24 protein-coding genes and 1 pseudogene are annotated in these 22825 nt (G+C 50.2%); 14 read left to right on the forward strand and 11 right to left on the reverse strand.

The features are described from left to right. Nucleotides 1-112 precede the first annotated feature (112 nt). The 4 genes from HGBM_RS18285 to HGBM_RS18300 are packed head-to-tail and all read right to left on the reverse strand — an operon-like array spanning nucleotide 113 to nucleotide 4080. Complete coding sequence (locus HGBM_RS18285; RefSeq protein ID WP_019122534.1) at nucleotides 113-1726, reverse strand: DHA2 family efflux MFS transporter permease subunit; 1614 nt, start codon at nucleotides 1724-1726, stop codon at nucleotides 113-115. Nucleotides 1727-1737: 11 nt separating this feature from the next. Further along, complete coding sequence (locus tag HGBM_RS18290) at nucleotides 1738-2976, reverse strand: efflux RND transporter periplasmic adaptor subunit (RefSeq protein ID WP_019122535.1); 1239 nt, start codon at nucleotides 2974-2976, stop codon at nucleotides 1738-1740. Between the two features lie 10 nt (nucleotides 2977-2986). Further along, on the reverse strand, nucleotides 2987-3646 hold the full coding sequence (locus HGBM_RS18295; RefSeq protein WP_019122536.1) for an efflux RND transporter periplasmic adaptor subunit: 660 nt from the start codon (nucleotides 3644-3646) through the stop codon (nucleotides 2987-2989). Then, nucleotides 3643-4080 (reverse strand): MarR family winged helix-turn-helix transcriptional regulator, encoded by a 438-nt coding sequence (locus tag HGBM_RS18300; RefSeq protein WP_019122537.1) that lies wholly within the window; start codon nucleotides 4078-4080, stop codon nucleotides 3643-3645. Before HGBM_RS18300 ends, HGBM_RS18295 begins: the two co-directional genes overlap by 4 nt. 192 nt (nucleotides 4081-4272) lie before the next feature. On the opposite strand from HGBM_RS18300, the gene HGBM_RS18305 reads away from it, so the two are divergent. The 4 genes and pseudogenes from HGBM_RS18305 to HGBM_RS18320 all read left to right on the forward strand — a co-directional run. Next, complete coding sequence (locus tag HGBM_RS18305) at nucleotides 4273-4914, forward strand: GDSL-type esterase/lipase family protein (RefSeq protein WP_161605066.1); 642 nt, start codon at nucleotides 4273-4275, stop codon at nucleotides 4912-4914. 119 nt (nucleotides 4915-5033) lie between these two features. Continuing rightward, nucleotides 5034-5825 carry a DUF4931 domain-containing protein gene (locus HGBM_RS18310; protein WP_019122539.1) on the forward strand — a complete coding sequence of 264 codons (792 nt, stop codon included), beginning with the start codon at nucleotides 5034-5036 and terminating at the stop codon, nucleotides 5823-5825. Nucleotides 5826-5900: 75 nt separating this feature from the next. Beyond that, nucleotides 5901-6590, forward strand: a complete 690-nt coding sequence (locus HGBM_RS18315; protein ID WP_019122540.1) for a metal-dependent hydrolase — start codon at nucleotides 5901-5903, stop codon at nucleotides 6588-6590. Between the two features lie 213 nt (nucleotides 6591-6803). Then, nucleotides 6804-6983, forward strand: a pseudogene (locus HGBM_RS18320) (response regulator); the annotation flags it as partial. A 19-nt stretch (nucleotides 6984-7002) separates the two neighbouring features. On the opposite strand, the gene HGBM_RS18325 reads toward HGBM_RS18320, so the two are convergent. Further along, on the reverse strand, nucleotides 7003-7800 hold the full coding sequence (locus tag HGBM_RS18325) for a sensor histidine kinase (RefSeq protein ID WP_019122542.1): 798 nt from the start codon (nucleotides 7798-7800) through the stop codon (nucleotides 7003-7005). A 178-nt stretch (nucleotides 7801-7978) separates the two neighbouring features. On the opposite strand from HGBM_RS18325, the gene HGBM_RS18330 reads away from it, so the two are divergent. The 7 genes from HGBM_RS18330 (at nucleotide 7979) to HGBM_RS18360 (ending at nucleotide 12477) form a co-directional block, all read left to right on the forward strand. Continuing rightward, the gene (locus HGBM_RS18330; RefSeq protein WP_019122543.1) at nucleotides 7979-8605 is read left to right on the forward strand and encodes an SCO family protein; all 627 of its coding nucleotides are present in this window, start codon (nucleotides 7979-7981) and stop codon (nucleotides 8603-8605) included. A 46-nt stretch (nucleotides 8606-8651) separates the two neighbouring features. Continuing rightward, a complete protein-coding gene (gene ctaG / locus HGBM_RS18335; RefSeq protein ID WP_019122544.1) occupies nucleotides 8652-9533 on the forward strand; it encodes a cytochrome c oxidase assembly factor CtaG in 882 nt (293 codons plus the stop codon). A 28-nt stretch (nucleotides 9534-9561) separates the two neighbouring features. Then, nucleotides 9562-10182 (forward strand): SCO family protein, encoded by a 621-nt coding sequence (locus HGBM_RS18340; protein WP_019122545.1) that lies wholly within the window; start codon nucleotides 9562-9564, stop codon nucleotides 10180-10182. Nucleotides 10183-10184: 2 nt separating this feature from the next. After that, nucleotides 10185-10940 (forward strand): FixH family protein, encoded by a 756-nt coding sequence (locus HGBM_RS18345; protein WP_019122546.1) that lies wholly within the window; start codon nucleotides 10185-10187, stop codon nucleotides 10938-10940. 75 nt (nucleotides 10941-11015) lie between these two features. After that, a complete protein-coding gene (locus tag HGBM_RS18350) occupies nucleotides 11016-11429 on the forward strand; it encodes a thioredoxin family protein (protein ID WP_019122547.1) in 414 nt (137 codons plus the stop codon). Continuing rightward, nucleotides 11404-11826 (forward strand): MauE/DoxX family redox-associated membrane protein, encoded by a 423-nt coding sequence (locus tag HGBM_RS18355; RefSeq protein WP_019122548.1) that lies wholly within the window; start codon nucleotides 11404-11406, stop codon nucleotides 11824-11826. The genes HGBM_RS18350 and HGBM_RS18355 overlap by 26 nt, the downstream gene beginning before the upstream one ends. Before the next feature lie 54 nt (nucleotides 11827-11880). After that, nucleotides 11881-12477 (forward strand): diaminopimelate epimerase, encoded by a 597-nt coding sequence (locus HGBM_RS18360; protein ID WP_019122549.1) that lies wholly within the window; start codon nucleotides 11881-11883, stop codon nucleotides 12475-12477. 25 nt (nucleotides 12478-12502) lie between these two features. Here the strand turns inward: HGBM_RS18360 and HGBM_RS18365 are convergent, their stop codons facing one another. Both HGBM_RS18365 and ytaF read right to left on the reverse strand, forming a co-directional pair. Then, on the reverse strand, nucleotides 12503-13240 hold the full coding sequence (locus HGBM_RS18365) for a gamma-glutamyl-gamma-aminobutyrate hydrolase family protein (RefSeq protein ID WP_019122550.1): 738 nt from the start codon (nucleotides 13238-13240) through the stop codon (nucleotides 12503-12505). Between the two features lie 96 nt (nucleotides 13241-13336). Continuing rightward, a complete protein-coding gene (ytaF, locus tag HGBM_RS18370; RefSeq protein WP_019122551.1) occupies nucleotides 13337-13966 on the reverse strand; it encodes a sporulation membrane protein YtaF in 630 nt (209 codons plus the stop codon). 137 nt (nucleotides 13967-14103) lie between these two features. Between ytaF and HGBM_RS18375 the strand changes: the two genes are divergently transcribed. Then, nucleotides 14104-14772 carry a DUF1232 domain-containing protein gene (locus HGBM_RS18375; RefSeq protein ID WP_019122552.1) on the forward strand — a complete coding sequence of 223 codons (669 nt, stop codon included), beginning with the start codon at nucleotides 14104-14106 and terminating at the stop codon, nucleotides 14770-14772. Nucleotides 14773-14859: 87 nt separating this feature from the next. Here HGBM_RS18375 and HGBM_RS29025 read toward each other — a convergent pair whose 3' ends face one another. Next, on the reverse strand, nucleotides 14860-15837 hold the full coding sequence (locus HGBM_RS29025) for a LexA family protein (RefSeq protein ID WP_019122553.1): 978 nt from the start codon (nucleotides 15835-15837) through the stop codon (nucleotides 14860-14862). Between the two features lie 259 nt (nucleotides 15838-16096). On the opposite strand from HGBM_RS29025, the gene HGBM_RS18385 reads away from it, so the two are divergent. Together HGBM_RS18385 and HGBM_RS27905 are read left to right on the forward strand one after the other, a co-directional pair. After that, complete coding sequence (locus HGBM_RS18385) at nucleotides 16097-16300, forward strand: hypothetical protein (protein WP_019122554.1); 204 nt, start codon at nucleotides 16097-16099, stop codon at nucleotides 16298-16300. A 10-nt stretch (nucleotides 16301-16310) separates the two neighbouring features. Further along, a complete protein-coding gene (locus HGBM_RS27905) occupies nucleotides 16311-17219 on the forward strand; it encodes an HD-GYP domain-containing protein (RefSeq protein ID WP_019122555.1) in 909 nt (302 codons plus the stop codon). Between the two features lie 85 nt (nucleotides 17220-17304). Here the strand turns inward: HGBM_RS27905 and HGBM_RS18395 are convergent, their stop codons facing one another. From HGBM_RS18395 to HGBM_RS18405, 3 genes are all read right to left on the reverse strand, one after another. After that, complete coding sequence (locus tag HGBM_RS18395; RefSeq protein ID WP_019122556.1) at nucleotides 17305-18408, reverse strand: C45 family autoproteolytic acyltransferase/hydrolase; 1104 nt, start codon at nucleotides 18406-18408, stop codon at nucleotides 17305-17307. 183 nt (nucleotides 18409-18591) lie between these two features. Then, nucleotides 18592-20529: a hydantoinase B/oxoprolinase family protein gene (locus HGBM_RS18400; RefSeq protein WP_019122557.1), complete on the reverse strand. Its 1938-nt coding sequence runs from the start codon at nucleotides 20527-20529 to the stop codon at nucleotides 18592-18594. A gap of 1 nt (nucleotide 20530) precedes the next feature. After that, nucleotides 20531-22612, reverse strand: a complete 2082-nt coding sequence (locus HGBM_RS18405) for a hydantoinase/oxoprolinase family protein (protein WP_019122558.1) — start codon at nucleotides 22610-22612, stop codon at nucleotides 20531-20533. Nucleotides 22613-22825 lie beyond the last annotated feature (213 nt).

A 22825-nucleotide genomic window follows, 5' to 3' on the forward strand; every position in this document is an offset into this window, starting at 1 on the left:
ATAAGAGCAGTCACTTGCGCCGCTGGAACACGGTTAAAATCAAACGGGCTGACCTCGTCCCCATTGGATGGAAGGTCAGCCCGTTTTTCCTTGCTTGCGGTCTATTCTGCTCTCAGTTGCCCGGAGCCGGTTCAAGCGCTTTTTGCCCCGCTACGGGTGCCGGCGCCGGCGCGGGAGCCGGTGCAGAGGGTGCCTTCTTTTTTCGTAAATAGAAGAACACAAGCGGTATGCAGGCGAACACCGGCATCGCCGAAATGAAGAAGGCATCGCCAATTGCCCTGACCATCGCCTCCTGCTGGATCACGCCTCCCAGCGTTGACATCGCGGCAGCCTGCGCCGAAGCCGCGTCAAGCCCGCCTTGGGCCAGCGTCGCCGAGAGCATTTGCAGCGTTTGATTAGCGGTATCGTTCGTCACCGAGACGCCTTCTGCGATCACGGCTCCGTGCCAGGTCGCACGGGTCGTCATGATCGCCGTCAGGATGGCGATTGACAGCGAGCCCAGCACCTGCCGGATTACATTGGACAGCGGAGATGCCCTCCCGACGAGGTGCTTCGGCACCGCGTTCATCCCGACGGTAGACAGCGGCATCATACACAGCCCGATCCCGATTCCGCGAATCGTCACCAGGATGTTCAACCAGTGGGTTGGCGTGTTGACTTCCAGAAGGTGCAGGTCATACGTGGTAATCCCGACAATCGCCAGTCCCACAACACCCAACGGAACCACGCCCACCTTGTCAAACAGCCGTCCGCTCAACGGCATCATCAACGCCATCGCAATCGACTGCGGCATCAGCAGAAGACCTGTCTGGATCGCGGACATCCCCAGGATGTTTTGCAAATAGATCGGCATCAGGAAGATCCCGCCGAACATCCCCATCGTGACCAGGCCCGAGGTGATGACGCTCAGGCTGAATTCGGGAATCTTGAACAAGCGCAAATCCATCAGCGGCTGTTCCTGGCCGAGTTCTACCCAGATGAACAAAATCAGACTGAAAAACCCGGTAAACAGCAAGCTGACGATATAAAGAGAGGTCCATCCCTCTGACTGGCCCTTGCTCAGCGCCAACAGAATCGTTCCAAAGGCGGTCATTGACAACACGGTACCCATTTTGTCAAAGAACGCATTTGGCTTTTTCGGCGTCTCCTTGAGCAGGATCGAGGTCATCACGATCGCCAGGATCCCCAGCGGCACGCTTAAAAAGAAGAGCAGGCGCCAACTGAAGTACTGGACGAGGTAACCGCTGAGGGTAGGCCCGATGGCAGGCGCGGACATGGAGGATATCCCCCACAGCCCCAGCGCCATCCCGATCTTGTCGCGGGGAATAATCATGTAAATGATCGACATCCCCACTGGCATGATCAGCCCGCCGGCAAGTCCTGTGAGAATCCGGAAGGCGATCATGCTGGTATCGCTCCAGGCAAGTCCGCACAAGAAGCAGCCTGCCGTAAACCCGGTGATGGACAACAGCAAAATCTTCTTGTATCCAAACTTGTCGCCCAAGTAACCGCTCAGGGGAATGACCACGGCCGAAGCCAGCATGTATCCGGTCAAGACCCACTGCATGGTATCCGTGGTCGAGCCGAACACCGTGACCAGTTTGGGCAGGGCGACGTTGAGCAAACTGCTGTTAAGAACGGCGACAAACGTACCAATGATGATTGCCGCAAGCGCTAACCACTGTTCCGAACCTACCTGACTGCTGTTTTCTTTCGCTTGAGACACGCGATCGCCTCCTACTCAACCCGAACGCTGCTGCCGTCAGTCAACTGGTCGCCAGGGTTGAGTACGATTTGTTCGCCATTCTGTACTCCGCTTTTTACGTATACCCAATCCGCATTTTTCGGTTCGGTAGACACTTCTGCCTGGTGCACAACACCGGCGTCCACCTTGAAGACGTAGGTTTTCCCATCTTTGGCGAGCAGCGCCGAAGCAGGCAATTCGATGCGCTGCTCATCCGGTTTATCGGTGAAGTAAACTTGCGCCACCATCCCCGCCTTGAGCAAACCATCCGGGTTGTCTACGACCACCTTAACCGGAAAAGTGCTGCTGTTCTGGTCGGAGACCGGGCTGATAAAATCGACGGTTCCCTGGAACGTCTTGTCAGGCATCCCGTCCACCTTCACGCTTACTTGGGAACCCTTTTTGACTTGGTTGATCTGCTCCTGGGGAACACTTGCCTCCACTTTTACCTTGTTCATGCTCACCACTGTCATCAGCGCTACTCCCGGCTGGGCCATTTCTCCCGGATCGACCGTCCGGTTGACGACCTCCCCGTCAATCGGCGCTTTAATCGCGGTGTTGGCCAGTGCCGTTTCCGCCATGGTCAGACTGGTGCGGGAGCGTTCAACCTCTGCGGCAAGCGCCTGGATCGAAGCTGGTGTCGCCCCTTCCTGTGCCAGGTCGAGCTGCGCTTTCGCCTGGTCATAACCGGACTTCGCACGCTCCAAATCAAGCGCCACCTTATCCAGGTCGGCCTGGGAAATCGCCCCGGAATCAAACAGCGATTTCATCCGGTCATATGTTTTTTGCGCGGTGTCGAGACTTGCTTTGGCCTGGTCCACACCGCTTTGCAGTTGGGCGATTTGCTGGGAACGGGTTCCCGCCTTCAAATCGGCCAGACGCGCCTCAGCGCCGGAGATTCCCGCCCTCGCTTGCCGCACTTGCTGAACGTAATCATCCGATTCCAGTTGAATCAATGTCTGCCCCTTGGTTACTTTTGAGCCTTCGTCTACTTTCACTTCGGCGATTTTGCCGGCAATTTTCGATACGACTTGAACAGACTGATAAGGGGCGACCTTCCCGCTGGCCATCAGGCCGGTACTTCCGGTACTGGCCACCTTGATTACTTGTACCGCCGGCAGGTCCTGCTGGCTGGCGCTTGCACTGGGATCACTGCAACCAGTAAAAATCAACGCAGAAGCGGAAAGGAGCGTAAACACGACAAACGAATTGAAATAGGTTTTCTTTATCATGTACGTCACCTTAATTTCCTTTCAAATGGATTTTGATCACAGCATTCGCACCCGCGAACAGGTGGGCATCTGGATTCGCATCAATCGAGATTTTAATCGGAACGCGCTGCGTTACCTTGGTGAAGTTGCCGCTGGTGCTTGTCGCCGGCAGCAGCGAAAAGGTGGAGTTGGTCGCTTGGCCGATCTCCATTACCTTGCCGTGGAACTTCTGCCCCGGGAAGGCGTCAACCGTAAAGTCTACGTTTTGCCCAAGACGAATCTTGTGCATTTCCGTCTCTTCAATGTTGGCTTGAATGTACAGCTTGCTCTCATCGACGACCATGGCCACCGCCTGGCCCGGGGAAACGACTTCCCCTACTTTGGCGTTTGTCTTAATCACTTTTCCGCTAATTGGAGCGCGCAGAGTGGCGTTTTCCAATTGGTTCGTCGGCAGATTGGACGTGTCTTGCTGACCGACGATCTGATCGGCGACTACGGTATCGCCTTCGGAAATCGACAGGCTGGTCAATTTTCCGGAAATTCTCGGCATCACGCGGTAGATGTCACCCGAGATGCGGGCGTCTTCCGTAGAAACGTAGTTGGCGCCTTGATACCAGTAGTAGTAGCCGATTCCACCTCCCGCCAGGACCATCACGATCAGGATCACGAAAAGTACGATCTTTCTCTTCATGGTTTCTCCTCTACTTTCTTCTCCAATTGAATTGTCAACATTTGCAGTGTTGTAATGGTGTTGTCTATCTGGCTCTCGGTGAGACCCTGCAGCATTTGCGAATAGTATTCTTCCTGAAAAAGCGGGACTTGTTTCTTTATTTGGGCAAATTTATCTGTTTTGTTAATCCATACCACCCGGCGGTCCTCATGGTCCCTCGACCTTTGCACGAAATTATCCCGTTCCAGACGATCGATAATGCCTGAGACCGTGCTGTAGGAGAGCTGAACCTCGCAGCTGATCTGGCCGATCGTCTTCCGCTCATCCATGACGCAGCGCAAAACCAGCATTTGCGGGAGTGTCAAACCAAAATTTGCCAACTCTTTCGAAACAATCAACCCCATCAACTTGTTTAAATTCCGCAGTAGATCCCGGATGATTGCCGCTTTTCCCAACGATCCTCCCTCCCCCTTATTTATTTCGGAGCAGAAAATTTCTTACACGAAACAATATTATAGTGGAAAATCTGGCCTATGCAAGTATTTTTTTTGTCGAAATGCACATTCACCTGTGTCCAATTTCACCAATCTTCATACGATGGCAAAAGGACGAAGCAACCTTTAACGGAAAAAAATGGGGTGATACCATTGCCAACACCTCCCATTCACTACACAGCGATCGGCGACTCCATCACAGTCGGAATCGGGGCCTTGTTCAACTACGGTTTTGCCTATCAGTACAGGGATGCCCTGAAAAAGGACCTTCAGGCCCGCATCGTCTTCCAAAACGCCGGGAAGTCGGGAATCACCAGCAGGGAGCTCTTGCAGCTCCTCCGAAAAAAAACCGAGTTGCAAAAAGCGGTCGCCTCCGCGCAGGTCATCACCTGTTCCATCGGAGGAAACGATTTGCTGCAGGCGAGCAACCATTTTTTTACAAGGTCGCAGGAAGCTGTATTTGAACGGGCGTTTCAAAACTTCAGGAATAATCTGGAAGACATTCACGATGCCATCAAGAGGATAAAAAGCGACGCTTCCTCTCCATACATGATTCGCTACCTGGACCTGTACAATCCGTTTCCCGACATGAAGTTTGCCGTGAAGTGGGTGAAGCGCTTCAATGGGGCATTTGATGGATTGATCGACAAACAGACGGCAATCGCCCCGGTCTATGCAGCGTTTTTGGGGCAGGAGACGCACCTCTTGTTCCTCGATCACAAGCATCCCAATATGGAAGGACATCGCGTGATCGCCCGCGCGGTGCAGCAGTTGGGCTACTACCCGATCAGATAAGCTGCGCGGTGAAACAGGACATGCCTGCAGGCACCCGACTCATTCCGCTTGGAACGAATTTGCGATATAATTATCATAATTTCGTCACATCCTTTCATTACACAAAGTAGGGTGAAAACATGTCCTCATCATTTACACATCTTCTCTTTGACACCCGGATCGGTTCGCAAAAACCGGAGAGCATTCGCAATCGAGACACCAAGTGCCCTTTTTGCGATCGGACCCAGTTGGATGAGATATTGGCGGAACGCGGACCGATTCTGCTCGTCAAGAACAAGTACCCTGTCCTGCGGGACTCCTTTCAAACCGTCTTGATCGAGACCGACGAATGCGAATCGGAGCTGTCCATCTATAAAAAGGAACATTTGCACAAACTGATTCGCTTCGGCGTGGACAAGTGGCTGGAAATGGATCGCAGCGGACAGTACGCCTCCGTCCTTTTCTTTAAAAATCACGGGCCGTATTCGGGCGGCACCATCCGCCACCCGCATATGCAGATCGTCGGCCTGAAGCATATCGACTACAGAAAGCAGCTTGATTCGTCCCAGTTTGAAGGGCTGGTCATCGACCGGCGGCCGGGAGTTGAGTTTAACCTCTCGACCAAGCCCCGGGTGGGATTTTTCGAGTTTAACGTGATCTTGTCCCAGCTTGACAGACTGGATCAGATGGCGGATTACATTCAGACGGCAGCCCACTACGCTTTGACTGATTTTCATAAAAACTGCAACAGCTACAATCTCTTTTTTTATCAGTTCGAGGGTCAGATCGTGGCAAAGGTGGTCCCCCGCTTTATCACATCTCCGCTTTTTATCGGTTTTGCCATACCGCAGGTGGCTACCCGGGGCGAGGAAGTCGTCGCCGAGATCCGCAGCAAGTACTACTGTGACAAAAACCTGCCGGCAGCCACATAACGAAAGTTGACAGGATTTTTTTTCCATCTATAATCAAGGTTAGGTGTAAACGCGTAAAAAGAAGGAGGAAGCGGAATGAAAATCACTTACCACGGTCACTCGTGTGTACAAATCACGCATCAGGAGACTTCCCTCATCATCGATCCTTTTCTTTCCCCTAACCCGCAAGCCAAGGCAAAGCCGGAAGACATTCAGGTCCAGTACGTGCTGCTCACCCACGGCCACGCCGACCACATCGCCGATGCCGCCGAGATTGCCAAGCGCAACAACGCGACGGTCATCGCCACTTTCGAGCTGGCAAACTACATGAGCTGGCAGGGTGCCTCCACCTTTGCGCTCAATTTGGGCGGCTCCTACACCTTTGATTTCGGACGAGTCGAGATGACCCAGGCATTTCACAGCTCCGGAGTAGTCCTGGACGATCAGAAAAACATCATCTATATGGGCATGCCGGGCGGATTTGTCCTCACGCTTGGCGGCAAGACCTTGTACCACGCCGGGGATACCGGATTGTTCGGCGACATGAAGCTGATCGGCGAAAAACACAGCATCGATCTGGCCTTTCTTCCGATCGGCGACACCTTCACCATGGGTCCTGGCGACGCATTGAAGGCGGCCGAGTGGGTCCGGGCCAAAGCAGTCATTCCGATCCATTACAACACGTTCCCGGTGATCGAACAAAACCCGCAGCAATTCGTCTCGGACCTTGAGTCCAAAGGAATCAAGGGTGCTGCGCTCGCTCCCGGAGACACATACGAGCTGTAAGACGTTTATGGGCACTTCCCGGCGAATTGGGAGTGCCCTTTCTTGTGCGCACAAACGACCCGCCCCTTTGATTCCGTAAATTCCCAGGGTTTATCTCTTTTGGCAGGTCTCGATTCTGTGTTACGCTTCCATTGTTTCCGATTTGTAACGACTTTTGCGATCCCGCGTTCTAATGGAAGGAACGGCTGTTGAACGGAAACTAAGGTGATGGGAATGAAAGTTCTTTTGCTTGAAGATGAAAAATCAATCCGTGATTTTGTCAAGATCAACCTGAAGCGGCACGGCTTTGCCGTAACCGAGGCCTCTACCGGGGAAGAAGCGCTTGAGCTTGCCGGGCTTGACAGCGAGATCCGGATCGCGATCCTCGATGTCATGCTCCCCGGCGGCAGCGGCGTACTCCCGTTCGCGACGGCTACCTCCTGATGCCGCCGGTCAGGATCAGTTCTGTGCCGCCTGCTTTGGCCTTGTCCAGCCTGAAAGACGCCCCCAGCTTTTCCGCCCGCTCCCTGATCATCGTCAGGCCGTATCGCTGCCTGTCCGCATCTTCCTGACGAATGCCGCGGCCATTGTCCGTTATCGCCAACTGCCAGCTCTCGCGCCCGATCTTCAGCCGGATGGCCGCCTGACTGGCCCGCGAGTGCTTTTGGATATTGGTAAACGCCTCTTGTACCACCCCGAACAACTGCACTTCCTCATTCGGCGAAAAAAAGCCGTCTACCTCATCCAGCGCTTGTTTCACCTCAATCCCGGTCACGAGACTCCATTCGGAGAGCCACGTATTGATGCGGGCAGCAAGCGAGACCCCCTCATCAGGGGATGAACGCAGGTTAAAGATCGCCTGCCTCAGGTTGTTGTCAATTTCCGTAATCGCCGCTTTCGCTTCATCCAGACGCCCCTGCTTCACTTTTACATTCAGCAAAAACAGCGTCTGCGCGATATTGTCGTGCAATTCGCGGGCCAGCCTTTCCCGCTCTTCGTAGACGGCCCTTCTGGCCTGCAGTTCAGCCAGCCGCGTATTCATCCGTTCAATGGTTTGAAACATCTTGGTGGCAAAGATATACGATAGCAATAGGGTGAGAAGAGTAATATAATAGTTCCCAGCTTCCATCGACAGGTAATCCAGCAAAATGCCGTGCCGAATGAATTCAAATCCGCCGATAATCAGCGGCGGCAAAAGGATGCACCGAATTTTCCATTTACGGTATGTCATGGCAGCCACCTCCCCAGGGCTATGATAATACGCAAATTCCCAAAGCCGCAGACGGCAAGTTAGACGTTTTTGTGAACATCGCACATTATCCGGTGCAAATAGCCCAAAAGAGTCATCGGTATACACCGGCTTACTTTTATAATATAGGTAGCAGGAACTAATGAGGGAGGAGATCATCATGCCGAAAAACAATACAGCCAAAACGATTGTAACCATTTTCATCGGTGTGCTGCTTCTCATAGGGGCAGTGTACCTGGTATTTGCACTCACGCAGGCAGATTCATCTTCGTCGTCCGATTCTACCGACTTGTCCAAACTGGACTGGTACGTCCCAGACTTCACCTATACGAATCAAGACGGCAAGCCATTCGGCCTCTCCGACTTAAAGGGACATGTTTGGTTAACTGATATGATCTTTACGAACTGCCGTACCGTATGCCCGCCCATGACGGCAAACATGGCCCAATTGCAGCAGAAGCTGAAAGAAAAAGGTGTAGAAGTCGATATCGTCTCCTTTAGTGTCGATCCGGAACGAGACACTCCGGACGCGCTTAAAGCCTACGGGGAAAAGTTTGGAGCCGATTTTAGCCAGTGGCACTTCCTGACGGGATATTCTCCAGAGCAGATCGAAGAGCTTTCTTACAACACATTTAAAGCCACACTGCAAAAAGAAGAGAATTCGGATCAGGTAATTCACGTCACAACCTTCTATTTGGTGGATAAATCGGGGAAGATAGTGAGGAAATACGATGGTCTAAACCCGCCTTACGACACCATCATCAAAGACATCAAAGCATTCAGGTAAAACCTGGGCCTTTATGTAACCCAATTTCAGAAATGGGGTCTGTCTTATGGCATTACAAGATTTTTTAGCCTACTACGGCTTTCAGATCGTCTGGAGTCCTGATGTAATCTTGATCACGCTTTTTATCGCCACCGCTTACCTGTTGGTGGTAACCCGGTTTCGAGATTACTTCCCGGACTCTTCTCCAGTAAAATTTTATCAAAAAGCGCTGTTTCTATTGGGGCTGCTGCTCTTCTATGCAGGAATGGGCAGTCCGCTCAACCTGATCGGCCATTTTATGTTCAGCATTCACATGCTTCAGCAATCCTTCTTGTACTTTATCATGCCGCCATTGATCTATTTAGGAACCCCTGTCTGGCTGTTCCGTGCCTTGTTCCGAACGAGGTTGTTTAAAAAGGCGGCAGTTGTGCTGACCAATCCGATCTTTACCGTGCTGTTTTTCAATATGATGTTCTCATTCTACCATTATCCCGGTATCTTCGACGCGGTCATGGAAAACTATCTGCTGGACAATCTTTTTCACTTCACCTTGATCGTCGCCGCTTTCTTGATGTGGTTCCCGGTTCTCTGCCCCGTCCCGGAAATGAACAGGCTTTCCGAACTGCGCAAAATGGGATACATCTTTGTCAACGGCGCTCTGCTGCTGCCGGCCTGTGGATTAATTATCTTCGCCGGTTCTCCCGTCTATTCCACCTATATAAACGGCCCGTCGATGCTGTGTACGCCATTTTCCTCAGCGAGCCTGGACGGAGGCCCCACACTGCTGACCACGCTTTCTACCATAAACGACCAGCAGTTGGGCGGTATCGTCATGAAGTTCTTCCAAGAAATAGCATACAGTTCGGCTCTGGCCTACAACTTCTTCAAATGGTTTAACAAAGAGAAAAAGACCAATGTAATCGATTCTCCTGATCCGCAAAGAACCTAAACGAGCAAAGTCAAGGAGGAGATGGAAAATGGTTGTCCGTCAAATCAGTTGGAATAAAAAAAGGGCAGACCTGCTGATCGTGATCCTGATCATCCTGATTTTCGCCGGGCTCTTCTTCTGGGTTTGGTGGGGAAATACCAGGTCGTCGGGCAATCAACTGCCCGACGTGACGATGAACACGATCCGGGGCCAGGCCTATCCGCTGCAGGAAACGAACGGTCGCGTGCGATTGCTCGAATTCATCTATACGCATTGTCCTGACGTGTGCCCGGTCACTACCATGAAAATGGTAGAGCTGCAGGAACAGCTGAAAAAACAGGGACTCTTCGGAACCAAAGTAGAGTTCGTCACGATCACGATCGACCCTGAAAACGATACCCCGGAGATACTGGAAGAGTACGCCGAGCGCCTCAAGATGGATCAAAGCGGTTGGACGATCCTGAGAGGGACGGAAAGCCAAACCAAGGAGGTTACGCAAGCTCTCCAGTTTTACGCGGAAAAGGTGGATGGCGGACTCATCTCCCACTCCACCATCACCTACCTCGTAGACGAAAACAACAACATCCGCGCAAAATTCGGAATGGGAGCAAGTCTTGATCCAAATGAAATCCTGTCGGCAATCGACAAGTTAGTTGGGAAAGGAAGTTGAAAATGAAAAAGGCATTCATGGTCATGCTGTCTGCCCTTGTGCTTATGACGGCTTGTTCAAAAGCGGAATCGACCCAGCCCCCCGCTCCTCTGCAGGCGGAGTTAAAGCTGACCCCCGAAACACCCGGCGCAGGAGACACGGTTACCTTTTCCGTGACCGTGACCCAGGCTGACGAGTTCGTAGACGACGCGACTGACGTGCAATTTGAAGTCTGGCAAAAAGGGCAGGACGAGCATGAATTCCTCCCGGCGCAAAGGAGAGGGTCGGGCGTGTACACAGCCGACAAACAACTGCCGCAAGCAGGCACCTACTTCGTCATGTATCACGTGACGGCCCGGGAAATGCACACGATGAAGCAGCAGGAGTTTACCGTACAGGGCGACCACGGGGCGTCTGCATCGACGGAACACGAGCACGGCGAAGCGCAGCCCGGCGACAGTCAGCACAGCAGTCACCGACACAACGATTCCGGCCTGGCGATGCACTTTATGCCGCCCGAAAGCATGACGGCCAACCAGCCAGCCGACTTCACCCTCCATCTGCAAAAGGACGGGGAACCCTTCACCGGAGCCGCCGTCAAATTCGAAGTATGGGCAGGGGACGATGAAAAACACCAGTTCATCGAAGCGAAGGAATCGAAGGCGGGCGAATATACGGCTTCCGTGACGCTGGACAAAGGAGCATACACGGTCAAAGTCCACGTGGAAAAAGGGGATATTCACGATCACCAGGAACATAAAGTAAGCGTCAAATCATAAGGCAGCCAAACGTCCCTTGTGGAAGCGCAGGGGACGTTTGCAGCCATTACTACATATGAGGGGGGGGGAAAACCGTTGCGGGCAAAAACGAAAAACACTGTGATCGGAATCGGCGCGCTCGTCGTCATCGTCGCCGTCATTGCCACCCTGATGGCGGTTCAGTTTAACCGGAGCACGGACTTGTACAAAAACCAGCTATCGCTGTCTGAACTGCAGGAAAAACTGAATAAGAATGAAGATACGTTCGTTTATTTTTATCAGCACAATTGCGAATATTGCCAAAACGTCGCGCCGTACATGATCCCCCTGGCCGAAAAAACAAACACCCCGCTCTTCCCGCTGAACATTCAGAAGTACAGCGACGGCTGGGATCTCTACAACATCGAGGGAACTCCCACTGTCGTGCACTACCGGGGCGGCAAGGAAGTAAAGCGCATTGTGGGCGAGCACCCAGAAGAGGATTATGAAGCGTTTTTCACTCAGCAGTAGCAGCGCCTTCCTGGTGCAGGCCGTCATCTCATGCGTTCTCTTGTATTCCGCCTACGGAAAAATAACGGACATCTTTTCTTTTACGGAGATTCTCTCCTATTACCGTTACATCCCGTCCGGCTGGCAGATTCCGATCGCCTTTGCCGTGCCGATCCTCGAACTGTTGATTGGCCTCGCCATCTGGGTCCCCGTCATGCGGAAAACGGCTGTCTGGGCCTATCAAGTGTTGTTGTTTGCCTTTATCTTGCTGCTGTCCTTAAACGTCGGTCAAACCATGCCCTACGGGTGCGGCTGCTTTGGTCCCGGCGACAGTACCGTCATCACTTGGGCAGCCATCGGCAGGGACGCCCTGCTGCTGATCCCGGCATGGATTCTCCTTTACCTGATGAAAAAATGATTCCTGTGCCTTTTGGAAGGCATCAACCGAAATACACGAAAAGGATGGAGTCAAATGGAAAAAATACCCTTTATGAAAATGAACGGATGCGGAAATGACTTCATTGTGATCGATAACCGGGGGAACCGAATGAACTCGGTCCAGGTCGCACCATTCGTTCAACGCATCTGCTCCCGGAGGATTTCGCTCGGGGCCGACGGCGTTCTGTTCCTGGAGGAATCTTCGGTCAGCGATTTTTCCATGAGGTATTTCAATGCGGACGGCAGCGAAGGGGAAATGTGCGGCAACGGCGCAAGGTGCATCGCCAAATTTGCCTATACACTGGGCCGCGCCATGCGATACGCGTCCGAAGTATTTCCCAACGGAACAAACGTAAACCTGATAGAGCCTGTCGACCGTCAAACGATCCGCATCCGCACCTATGAACGGGGTGTAGAGGATGAGACGCTGGCCTGCGGTTCCGGCTCAACCGCTTCGGCGATCATCGCCAGCCTGCTGGGGAAGACTCGTCCCCCGGTAAACCTGCATACGCGGGGCGGAGTACTGCAGATAGACTTTCAAATCGGGCCAGAGCATATCGACGAGATATACCTGGCCGGCGAAGCAAAAATCGTCGCGGAAGGCCATCTTTTGCCCGACGCCTGGAGATAGGCGGGAGGACCGGCCCGATTACCGATTACGGGCAGTCTCCCTTGCTTTTTATCACTTTCTCCACAAACGCTTTGGCAATGCGCAGCATCCTGTCGTCATGCGCCCACATCCGCTCCGGATGCCATTGCACCCCTACAATCATGGCGTCATCGCTCTCGATCGCCTCGATCACCCCGTCCGGCGCCGTCCCGGTGACGCGAAGTCCCGGTGCAGCCTCTTTTACCGCCTGGTGATGGGAGGTGTTGACCAGCACCTCTGTCTGCCCGAGTGCGTCCAGAATAAATCCCGGGCTGAGACGAACGGTATGCGCTCCATACTGGCGGGAGCCTTTTTGCGAATGCTGCAGCGCCCCGCTCACCTGTGTCGGTATATCCTGCAGCAGCGTGCCACCCAGCGCCACATTGAGGATTTGCATTCCCCGGCAGATCCCGAGCAGCGGCTTTTTCAAAGCGACAGCCTCCTTGATCAAAGCCAGCTCGGCCAAGTCCCGTTCGTAATCGACCTCCCCCAGACCCGGCAGCGGCTGTTCGCCGTACAGGTGCGGCGCCGGGTCTTCTCCGCCGCTCAGGATGATGCCGTCCACCGCTGCCGCCATATCGCGGACAGGGGCGTCCGGGCGCTCCATTAGCGGCAGCAGAACCGGAATGCCGCCGCTCCTCGCGATTCCCTCGACATAGCCTGAAGACACGTACATATACCGATCCAAGGTGTTTCCCGGGAAAAACATTTTCGATGTCACAATTCCGATTACGGGTGGCCGCAAACGATTCACTCCCTGTCTCCGGCGGATGCCTTCTCTTGTCATAGGAACCATGTGTCCATAGTAATATGTAGAGACGAGGAGGAAAACCCCCCTTCTCTAGAACAGGGTATTGTACGCAATCACGAGCAGAATGACGCCGCTCAAGAGGGTTCCAAACTGCCCCAGAGTGAACGAACCGATGCGAACAGCTGCCGCTCTGCGGCCTATGGCAACTCCCGCCCAGACGGTGACAAAGCTTCCGACAGCGGCTGTCAGCGATATAGCCAACGGCGACAATCCAAGCAATCCCGCGCCCAATCCGTTGGTGAGCGCGTTTGCAGAAAGCGCGATGCCAAGTACGATCGCCTCGCCGAATCCAATCTCCCCGGATTTATCAAAATCGGCAATCTCAGGATTGTTCAGTATCCCCTTTATCCCTTTGGCAGGCGCTTCTGTGACCGTTTCATTGGCCGCGTCTCGCTTGCGGGGAACGGCCATCAAAATGATGCGAAGACCGATGACGAACAGCAAAAAGGCTCCCGCCAGTACCGGGAAGATTCCAGGCAAGACCTTGGAGAGCCATTGTCCGAACAGAATTCCCGCCTCACTGAAGAGAAAACAGATAACGGCAATCAACAGATTGGAACCCAAACCGATTCGAATCCCGCGGATGCCGTAAGAAATGCCTACTCCCAAATTGTCAATACTGGACGATATTGCAAAACCCAGGATGGGCAGCCAGTTCATATTTCATTCCACTCCCAACACTTTTTTAGCCATTGTATTGAAAGTGTTGAGAAAAAGTGCTTATCCCCCGCAAAAGTGTTGAGAAAGTTTCAACACTGGCCTTTTACAAGCCTGAAGCCGCAAGGAGTGACCCGCAGATGTCTGTGGATAGGACGGACCTTGATCTCGGTATCATGTTAAAAAAGCTGTTGAAGGAACGCGCACTCTCCATGCGCAAGCTGAGTGCCCTGACCGGAATCGATACGGCGACGATCTCGCGAATTGCCAATGGCAAACAACAGGCCAAGCCCGACCACCTTCAACAATTTGCCCGCCACCTCGGGGTGCCGACGGAACGGCTGTTTCAGGCAGCCGGCTTTGACGTTGGCAGACAGCAGGGTGACGGCAAGCCTTCCGATATTCACGAATCGGTGGATACCATTCAGGAAGTCCTCGTCTCTTCCAATTTGTTGGACCAGCAGTTCACCACGGAACGGGTAAAACAAGAACTGGCCAAGTACGAAAAATACGCCCTCACGGAAGAGGGCCAGCGGATGATTCTCGATGACTTCCGGTCAAAAGTCGAACAAGTCAGCGGCGCCGGACCGTTCATTGACCAGTTGAAGCACATGTTTGAGCTCTTTTGCATGGAAGACGTCAAGGAAAATGAGCGCGCGCTTCTGGGCAGCGCCCTGCTCTACTTCATCCTGTCAACCGACATCATCCCCGACTACGTCTTTCCCATCGGGTACCTGGACGACGCCATCGCTGTGCAGCTGGTCCTGGGCCGGCTTGCGCAGCCGGATGACGAGGAATCCCAAACGTAAGAAACGGCAGAAGAGTGCATCCACTCCTTGCCGCTTCCCCTGTTATACTCACTGCAATGCCCATGGGTACGCCAGGGTTTTACTGCCCTATTTGGCCATGTTCGGCTCAAAGCTGACCTGAATCACTTTTCCGCAGATGCGCAGCTGGCGCTCGTCGATGACAAGCGGTTTGAATCGAGGATTGTCAGGATAAAGCAAGACGAGCCCGCCGTCCGCATGCCTGATTCGCCGAAGCATCACATCGCCTTCATGGATCACCACGGCAATGTCATCGCTTTCAACAACGGACTGAACCTTGACCAGAACCTTGTCGCCGCTGCAGATACGGCTGCCTGCCATCGAGTCGTCCTGAACGGAGAGATAAAACAGGTCCCCATCCCGATAGTTGTAGGGGTTGGACATCTCCACCCAGGTGTCAATTGCCTCTTCCCGGATGAGCCGAGGGTGATTGGCATCGATTTGGCTGACCACCGGCACGCGCAGGAAGGCCCGCGCACGGGAAATGTTGCTCTGTTCCTCAGCCGGGCTGCCGGTGAGCTTATCCGGTTTGCGGCCGACACCGAGCGAGGATTCGACGATCAGAGTAAAGATTTTGAGTCTCGTTTCGATGTCCAGCGACTTGAGCAGCAATTTGGCCTGGTAGTCGTACTTCAAAAAATGGTCTTCGTCAGTCACTTCTATCTCATTATCCTTTAAGGCGTTTCGCAGCAGCTGGCGATACAGCGGGTCGAGACAGCCGTATTCATCGGACATCGCTGCCACCAGCACATCAATATGTCTGCCGATCAGCGCGGTTACGTTGTCCGCCTGGTCCAACATTTCGCGGATGACGAGAGGTGCTTTTTCCCTGTAGCCCGCGATGATCAGGGCTTCCGGGTCGCCGCCGGTCACTGCCGCAATCGCTCGATTCACTTCATCAGAAGCGGGCGGAACGGCCCCTTTGGCGATTTGGCTGATATACGCCTGTGATACGGACGTTCCCCTCTCTTTGCACTGCTTCGATATTTCCCGATGCGACAAGCCGCTGGCCATGATGTATTCCCTTACCAGTTGGTAATAGTTCATCTCCCATCTCCTCCGTAAGTCCATTATACAAAAAACAGCTGCCGTTTGATAAATATTTATCGTTTGGCCGGCATCCCGAGACTCCCGGTTGGACGCTTAAGCTTTGAACCAAAATGATGGCTTCCGGCACATCACAATTGGCAGGCAAATCTATCTCGATAAATATTTATCAATCATATTGACAACTTATTGATAAATAAATATTATTCAGAATAAGTAGTGAATTGGCTTCTTTGAATGGGAGAGGGGTGTGATTCGTGTGGAAGAGGACCAATCGCCGCGGGCAAAGAGCAGCGTTGGCCAAAGACTGGTGAATATTGTATTGCCGTGGATTATCTCCGACCTGAAACAAAAAGGGAAATGGCCTCCGTCTCCGCTGGCTGCATGCCGGGCGAGGCGGGGAGCAGGCACAGCCGGAAAACGAGAGCACGCCGATCCAGCGACCGATACCAAGAGAAAGTAGGGTTCATAGGGTGAAAAAAGTTCAGCGGAAAACACAACATCCTCGTTTTTCGAATGAACAAGCCGTCGTCCGCGACATCCTCATTGGTTTTATTTATTCCCACCATATCAAAGAGCGGATATCCGCCTCGGATATCGGTGAAACGTTTTGCAAGCTGTATCGCCATATCTTTTATGAGATCGCTTCCCATCCCTATCTCCTGGAGCAGTTGACGCTTCTCCACCAGACGGACCTCGTCCGCTTCCATCATTCGCTGCGGGTGGCTGTCACCAGCGGGATTGTGGGATTGGCTCAGCGATACGATTCGCAGCAGTTGTACGAGTTGACGATTGGCGCGCTGCTGTTCGACATCGGCATGACCCAACTCCCGGAACGCCTGATCCATAAGGCCGGCCCCCTGACAAAAGAAGAGCGTTCCGAAATGGAAACGCACACGGTTCTGGGCTATCAGATGTTGAGCAGCCACAGGGATGTTCCCCAAGCGGCAGCTTTGTGCGCGCTGATGCATCACGAGCGACTGGACGGCTCCGGCTACCCGCACCAGCTGCGGCAGCCGCACCTTCATCCTTACGCGCAAATCGTGGGCATCTCCGACGCGTACAATGCCCTGATATCGCCCCGAAGCTACCGCAGTGCCTGCACGCGCCATGAGGCACTCGAGTACCTGTATGGCGCCAGCCACAGACTCTTTGACGTCACTTTGGTCGAAACATTTACGCAGCATATCTGTGCGTATCCAATGAACAGCAAGGTTCTGCTGAGCAACGGGAAAATCGGCGTTGTTTCCATGATCGACTACGATGCGATTCAACGTCCGGTGGTCAAGGTGATCCGGGAACCGGACGGAACCTTGATCCATCCCTCGTATGAGATCGACTTGAAGAAAAATCTCGATGTGGTCATTGTAAACGCCTTGTAACTTGCAGAAGTTGCCGACAAATTGCAGATTTAAAACCACCTCAAAAAATGGATTATTTGAGGTGGTTACTGGTTTTATTATTGAATTAAACAGCATTTATTTTTTTATAAAAGTCAGGATACACCTTTGTGAACGAATTTTCACATGGTGGCCCGGGAGCTATAGTCATACTCTTTTCGGTTAAATCCATGATGATGGATGCTAATGTTTGTATCTGGTTGATGGGTTCCGAATGGCGGCATATTGAATTGGGGAAGTTATCATGGTTCCTTAAAGTATCTTGTATATGTTCAACACTCACTTCAGCAAATTTCGATAATTCATGTTTAATATTTTTCGCTCTAGCTGGAGAATCTGGTAATATCCCTAAGGTCTTATCTTCGAAATCAGTTTCGACTAAAAAATTGTTAGCATGGCCAAATATCCCTTCATCAGACCCCAGATAATAAACATTTTCTTTTCCGCCTGGTCCTGTCTCCAAATTCAAAATGGTTCCCTTGTCATTTGCAATAAGATAGTTACCGGAAGAAGCTCTGTTTGCTAGAGTCACCGCTCTGACGGCTTCATTAAAAGTTCGCGAATTCAGTATTTTTCTTAGAATGGCATGAAACGGAACACCTACTTCCCCCTTATCTAATGAACTGACAAGTAAATTTGCACATAAACCGATACCCGCGGAGTTAAATCCGATTTTGCCCAAATGACCTGCCTCGGCAATCATCATGATGGAGGGATAAGGCGGCTGTTCTATTTCCGTTATTATGGTGTTTTTTTGTACATCCGTTTTCCAATCCCAATTTTGCCCAATTATCACGTGTTGGTTTGTTGTATTGTTTTTGGATAATGCACAAGCAGTACATTCTGCGCTCACACCTTGTGAAAAACCAAACATAATCTCAGTTCTTACATTTAAAGCGATTAAATCCGCCAAATCCAAATCAGAACCTTTCGCCATCCCTTTCAATTCTTCAATCATTTCGGGCGCGTACTCCTGAATGGGTTCGACAAATCGGAGTGCTTTAGTTTGTACGGTGTCCCAATCGGCGTTAGCGTACTCCTTGAAAATCTTTTTGTAAATTTCAACGTTTCCGTTTATTTTATCAGAGACCCTTTCACCTATAAATTTTCCTCTTTGAAACGGATCCGATTCTTGAACTTTTAGGTGAAGAAAAGGAAGTTCTTTTTTCACAGAGAATCACCTCCATATTTCATACTTAGACACTTAAAATACAATATTCATAATCATATAAAAATTTAACCAACATGATTCTCTTGGTTGGTGTGCGGACAACAAAAAATGAACTCCTGGTATCCGCATTTGAACTTGCTTAACTATGGTGGCGATAAACATTTTTATTATGCAGTTCGCATTTTACGTGTAAGCAGGCATGTCGTAGTCAGAAACGGATATCTTTCCTTCTTTGATCAATTGATTTACCCGTTCTCCACGATCAATTAATTTAAGCGGTTCCCGATTTTTCCTGATATCTTCTCTAAGTTGTTTGGTAGCTAGTTCATCTACTTCGTACGCACGTCTGGGATTATCAACCTTGTGCAGGATAACACCGTAATCGTCTTTGGCACTCTCAATTGATACGATACGCCGTTGTACATCGAGACGTACTTTTTCAGGATCTCTATCCAAGGGATCTCCCCAGCCTCCGCCCCCAGGGGTGGTTATACGAACAATATCCCCGGCTTTAATAGGAATGGCTTCATGGCTGTGGATGATCTTTTTTTCCTCCGCAGTTCCAGGATTGATCCAGCAAACTCCAGGCTTCCCTGCCTTACCTCCGTTCACGCCAAAACAGGCAAATTCAGTTCGGTAAGCTACAGGCGAAAAATATCCATCGACCAATGCCCGAACATCTTTCAAGTAACCAAGACCTCCTCTGTATTTGCCGGGACCGCCAGAATCAATGTATGCTCCGACTCGCTCTACGATTACGGGGTAACGTTGTTCAATGAATTCGGCAGGCAAGTTCTTTGAGTTTGGAACCAAATCAACCATATCGGTACCATCCTCGTATGGTCTTGCTCCAGAACCAGCTCCAAAGATTTCACGGTACAAAAACGGCTTGCCGTTATCATCTTCCCCAAAGATGGCATATAATTGAATGTTTTGCATAGCCGCTACCACGTTTCCTTTTGTTGCTTTTGCCATTGCAGCGGTAAATGCGTTGATCATCATTAACATGGAAGCCATTCTGTCCGAACAAGGGGCTGGAAACCTTGCAGATAAAACTGTTTTTGGCGGAAGCATGCACTGAAATACCTTGGTTAATCCATCGTTAATTACCATACCAGGCGCATACCCTTTTATAAATGCACCAAGCCATTTTGAAAAGTGTCTGCCATCCATCGGCCAGTTTACAGGACCTTTGGTCTGAGGATCTGTTCCTTCAAAATCCACAATCATTCGTTCGGAATCCTTACGAATCGTTAATTTAATCTTAACCGGCTTATCACGATCCACTCCATCATTTTCAATAAAATCTTCTCCGACATATACCCCCTCTGGAATCTGAGGAAGGGCTTTTTCTACCACTGTTTTTTCACATCTTTCCATAATCTCGTAAAAAGCAGCTTCCACAGTATCCGTATCATATCGTTGACACAATTCAAGCACCTGACGTTCAATAAGTCTGGCACAAGCAATAAATGCGTCTATATCCCCGCGTAACTCATCTGGAAAGCGACTGTTTCTCAGTATAATGCGATAAGCTTCTTCGTTTATTTTTCCTTGATCATACAACTTAATCGGTGGACACATTGTCCCGTCTTCAAAAACACTTGTTGAAGATAGGGGCCAGCTTCCTACTACTCGACCCCCCACGTCGGTACAATGGCCGAAAATTTGAGAAAATCCAATAATTCTTCCATCGCTAAATACTGGAATTACCGCACAGTAATCAGGGAGGTGCCCAACGGTTCCAAGCGATGCATAAACATCGTTATACAGAAAAACATCACCCGGACGAATATCCTCAAGATCATAGTAATTCCTTACGGGATCCGCGGTTGCTGCCCAGGATACATGGGTGACACTATTACAATCCACTGTATTGAAGGAAGCCCGATAATCATGTTGCTCCCGGATGATTGAACCTCTTGCCATTCTTTCTACTACAGCTTCACCTTCATCTATGGCCCATTCAAGTGCACCCTCGATAATATCGACGGTTAAAGGATCCAGGTGCTTTTTTTTCTCTTGGATTCTTGGCCAATGTTCATCATTTCTTGGCCATTCCTTGAATCGAAAAGGATCATATTTCTCCCTGTCTTCATACCTTTTCATATCAATTTTCATTTTACTTTCCTCCTTTTTTTTCACAGATGATATAACCCAGATTATCAACTTGTGCAGTCCATTCGGGTTCCAAAACAAACGTAGAGTCAAATTGTTGAATAATTGCAGGTCCTTCAAACGATTTGTTAACTGGAATTTTATATCTGTCATAAACGGGCACCGGATAAAATCCTGATTCTCCATTTTGGGTTACGTACATTTTGTTTTCTCCAACTAGCGCATCTTTTAGATCACGAGAGTTGCAATTAAAATCCGCTGGCCGCAACGGATTAAGTACGCCTACTCCTGTGGCACCAATATTCACGATCTCAACCAGTTCTTTGTTTTCATAGGAGTAACCGTAACGGTCAAGGTGAAAACGATGAAATTTATTAATCGTTTCTCTAATCATCCTTTCCGAAACCTCACCGTTGGAAGGAAGATCAACAGGTACCCTAATTTCAAACGCTTGACCCCAATAGCGGAAATCTATAAAACAGAGAATTTTAAGATTTTCCTCATTAAATCCTTCATTTTTTAGATAATTTACCGATTTTTCACAAACTATCTTAAATTCGGACTGGAGTTTTTCAATATCTAGGTCGTCTTCCCGTTGGACATCTGTTATTACTTCATCTGCTCTAATGTCTGTTAAAAGTAACCCTTCGGCTGAAGTTAAACCGGGAAGTAGAGGAACAATGATCCTCTTAATTTTTAAAATATCGGCGGATCGGCAAGCATGTAATCCACCAGCACCGCCATACGGATACAGCGTAAACATCCTGGGATCTTGTCCTCTGGAAATTGACACCACATTAATTCCCCTGGCTATATTTTCGGTTCCTATTTGGATAATCCCTTCGGCTGCTTCTTCTACAGTTAATTTTAGGGGAACTGCAATTTTTTCTTCTATGACTTTTCTGGATGCCTCTCTGTTCAGTACTACGCTTCCGTCTGCCAATGAAGTGGGAATGCGGCCCAATACAAGATGAGCATCTGTTATGGTAGGTTGTTCACCGCCGAATCCATAACAAGCCGGTCCGGGTTCAGATCCTGCACTTTCTGGTCCCACCCTTAAACTATTCCCCGCTGTCAACCATGCAATAGATCCGCCGCCAGCACCGACTGTGGTCATATCGACCATCGGTGTTTTGATGTTGTAAACATCAATTTGACCCTCCGTGAGCATCTTTGGTTCTCCGTTTTCAATCAGACAAATATCGGTGCTGGTTCCACCCATATCAAGTGTGATTAGATTGGAAAAATCACTTGTTTTTGCTAAGGATGCCGCCGATACCACGCCAGCTGCGGGTCCCGACAGAACCGCACTAATCGGCTGTCTTTTAATGGTTTCGCTATCAGTTAATCCTCCGCTGGATTGCATGATGTAAAAATGTGTTCTGGTTTGAGTGTTTTCAAGTTGTTCTGTTAATTTTTCCACATAGCTTGAAAGTAACGGCATCAGACCCGTATTCAAACAAGTACTGACCGTACGTTCATATTCCCGATATTCCCTGATGACGTCAGTCGAAATTGAGACATAGCAGGAAGGATATTCATCTTTTATAATCTCACGAACTTTTTCTTCGTGTGAAGGATTCCTATAAGAATTTAATAATGACACGGCTATGGCGGGGACACCTATTTCTTTGAATTCTCTGGCAACTTCTCTTACAGCTTCTTCGTCCAAAGGCCGTATTTCGTCACCTTTGTAGTCCAATCGACCCGGGACTTCTCTGACTAATTCAAGAGGAACTACACGAGGCGGTTTAATCCATGTAACAATATCACCAAAATCACCCGGTACCGTTTGCCGTGCACATTCCAACATTTCTCTGTATCCGCTCGTTACAATCAAACCCATTTCGCTATACTTACTCTCAAGGATTGCATTGGTTGCAACGGTTGTACCATGCATGACCATGGATATGTCGGATGATTGAATACCCATCTCCCTTAAGGATTGAATCCCATTCAGGAAACTTTCTGAAGGATTTTTTGGTGTTGATCGGACTTTTAATGCTTTTCTGCTGCCTGTTTTCTCATTAAAAGCTACTACGTCCGTAAACGTACCTCCGATATCAATTCCAATTCTCCATGACATTGGTATACCTCCCTCAATGTTTAAAATAGGTTTTATTTCCTGTCCTTGCAGAGTCTCTTCTGATCAATTTCCAGTTACTTTTTTCCACATCCCCCCTGACAAGGCTCTAATGCCGAAAATCAATAACAGTGCCATTTATTTTCGGATACTGGATCCAATATTTATTATAAAATAAACAGAAATATTTTTCAATTAATAATTTTCCCATTATTA

This window comes from Brevibacillus massiliensis (genome assembly GCF_000311785.1).
Classification (GTDB): Bacteria; Bacillota; Bacilli; order Brevibacillales; family Brevibacillaceae; genus Brevibacillus_C; species Brevibacillus_C massiliensis.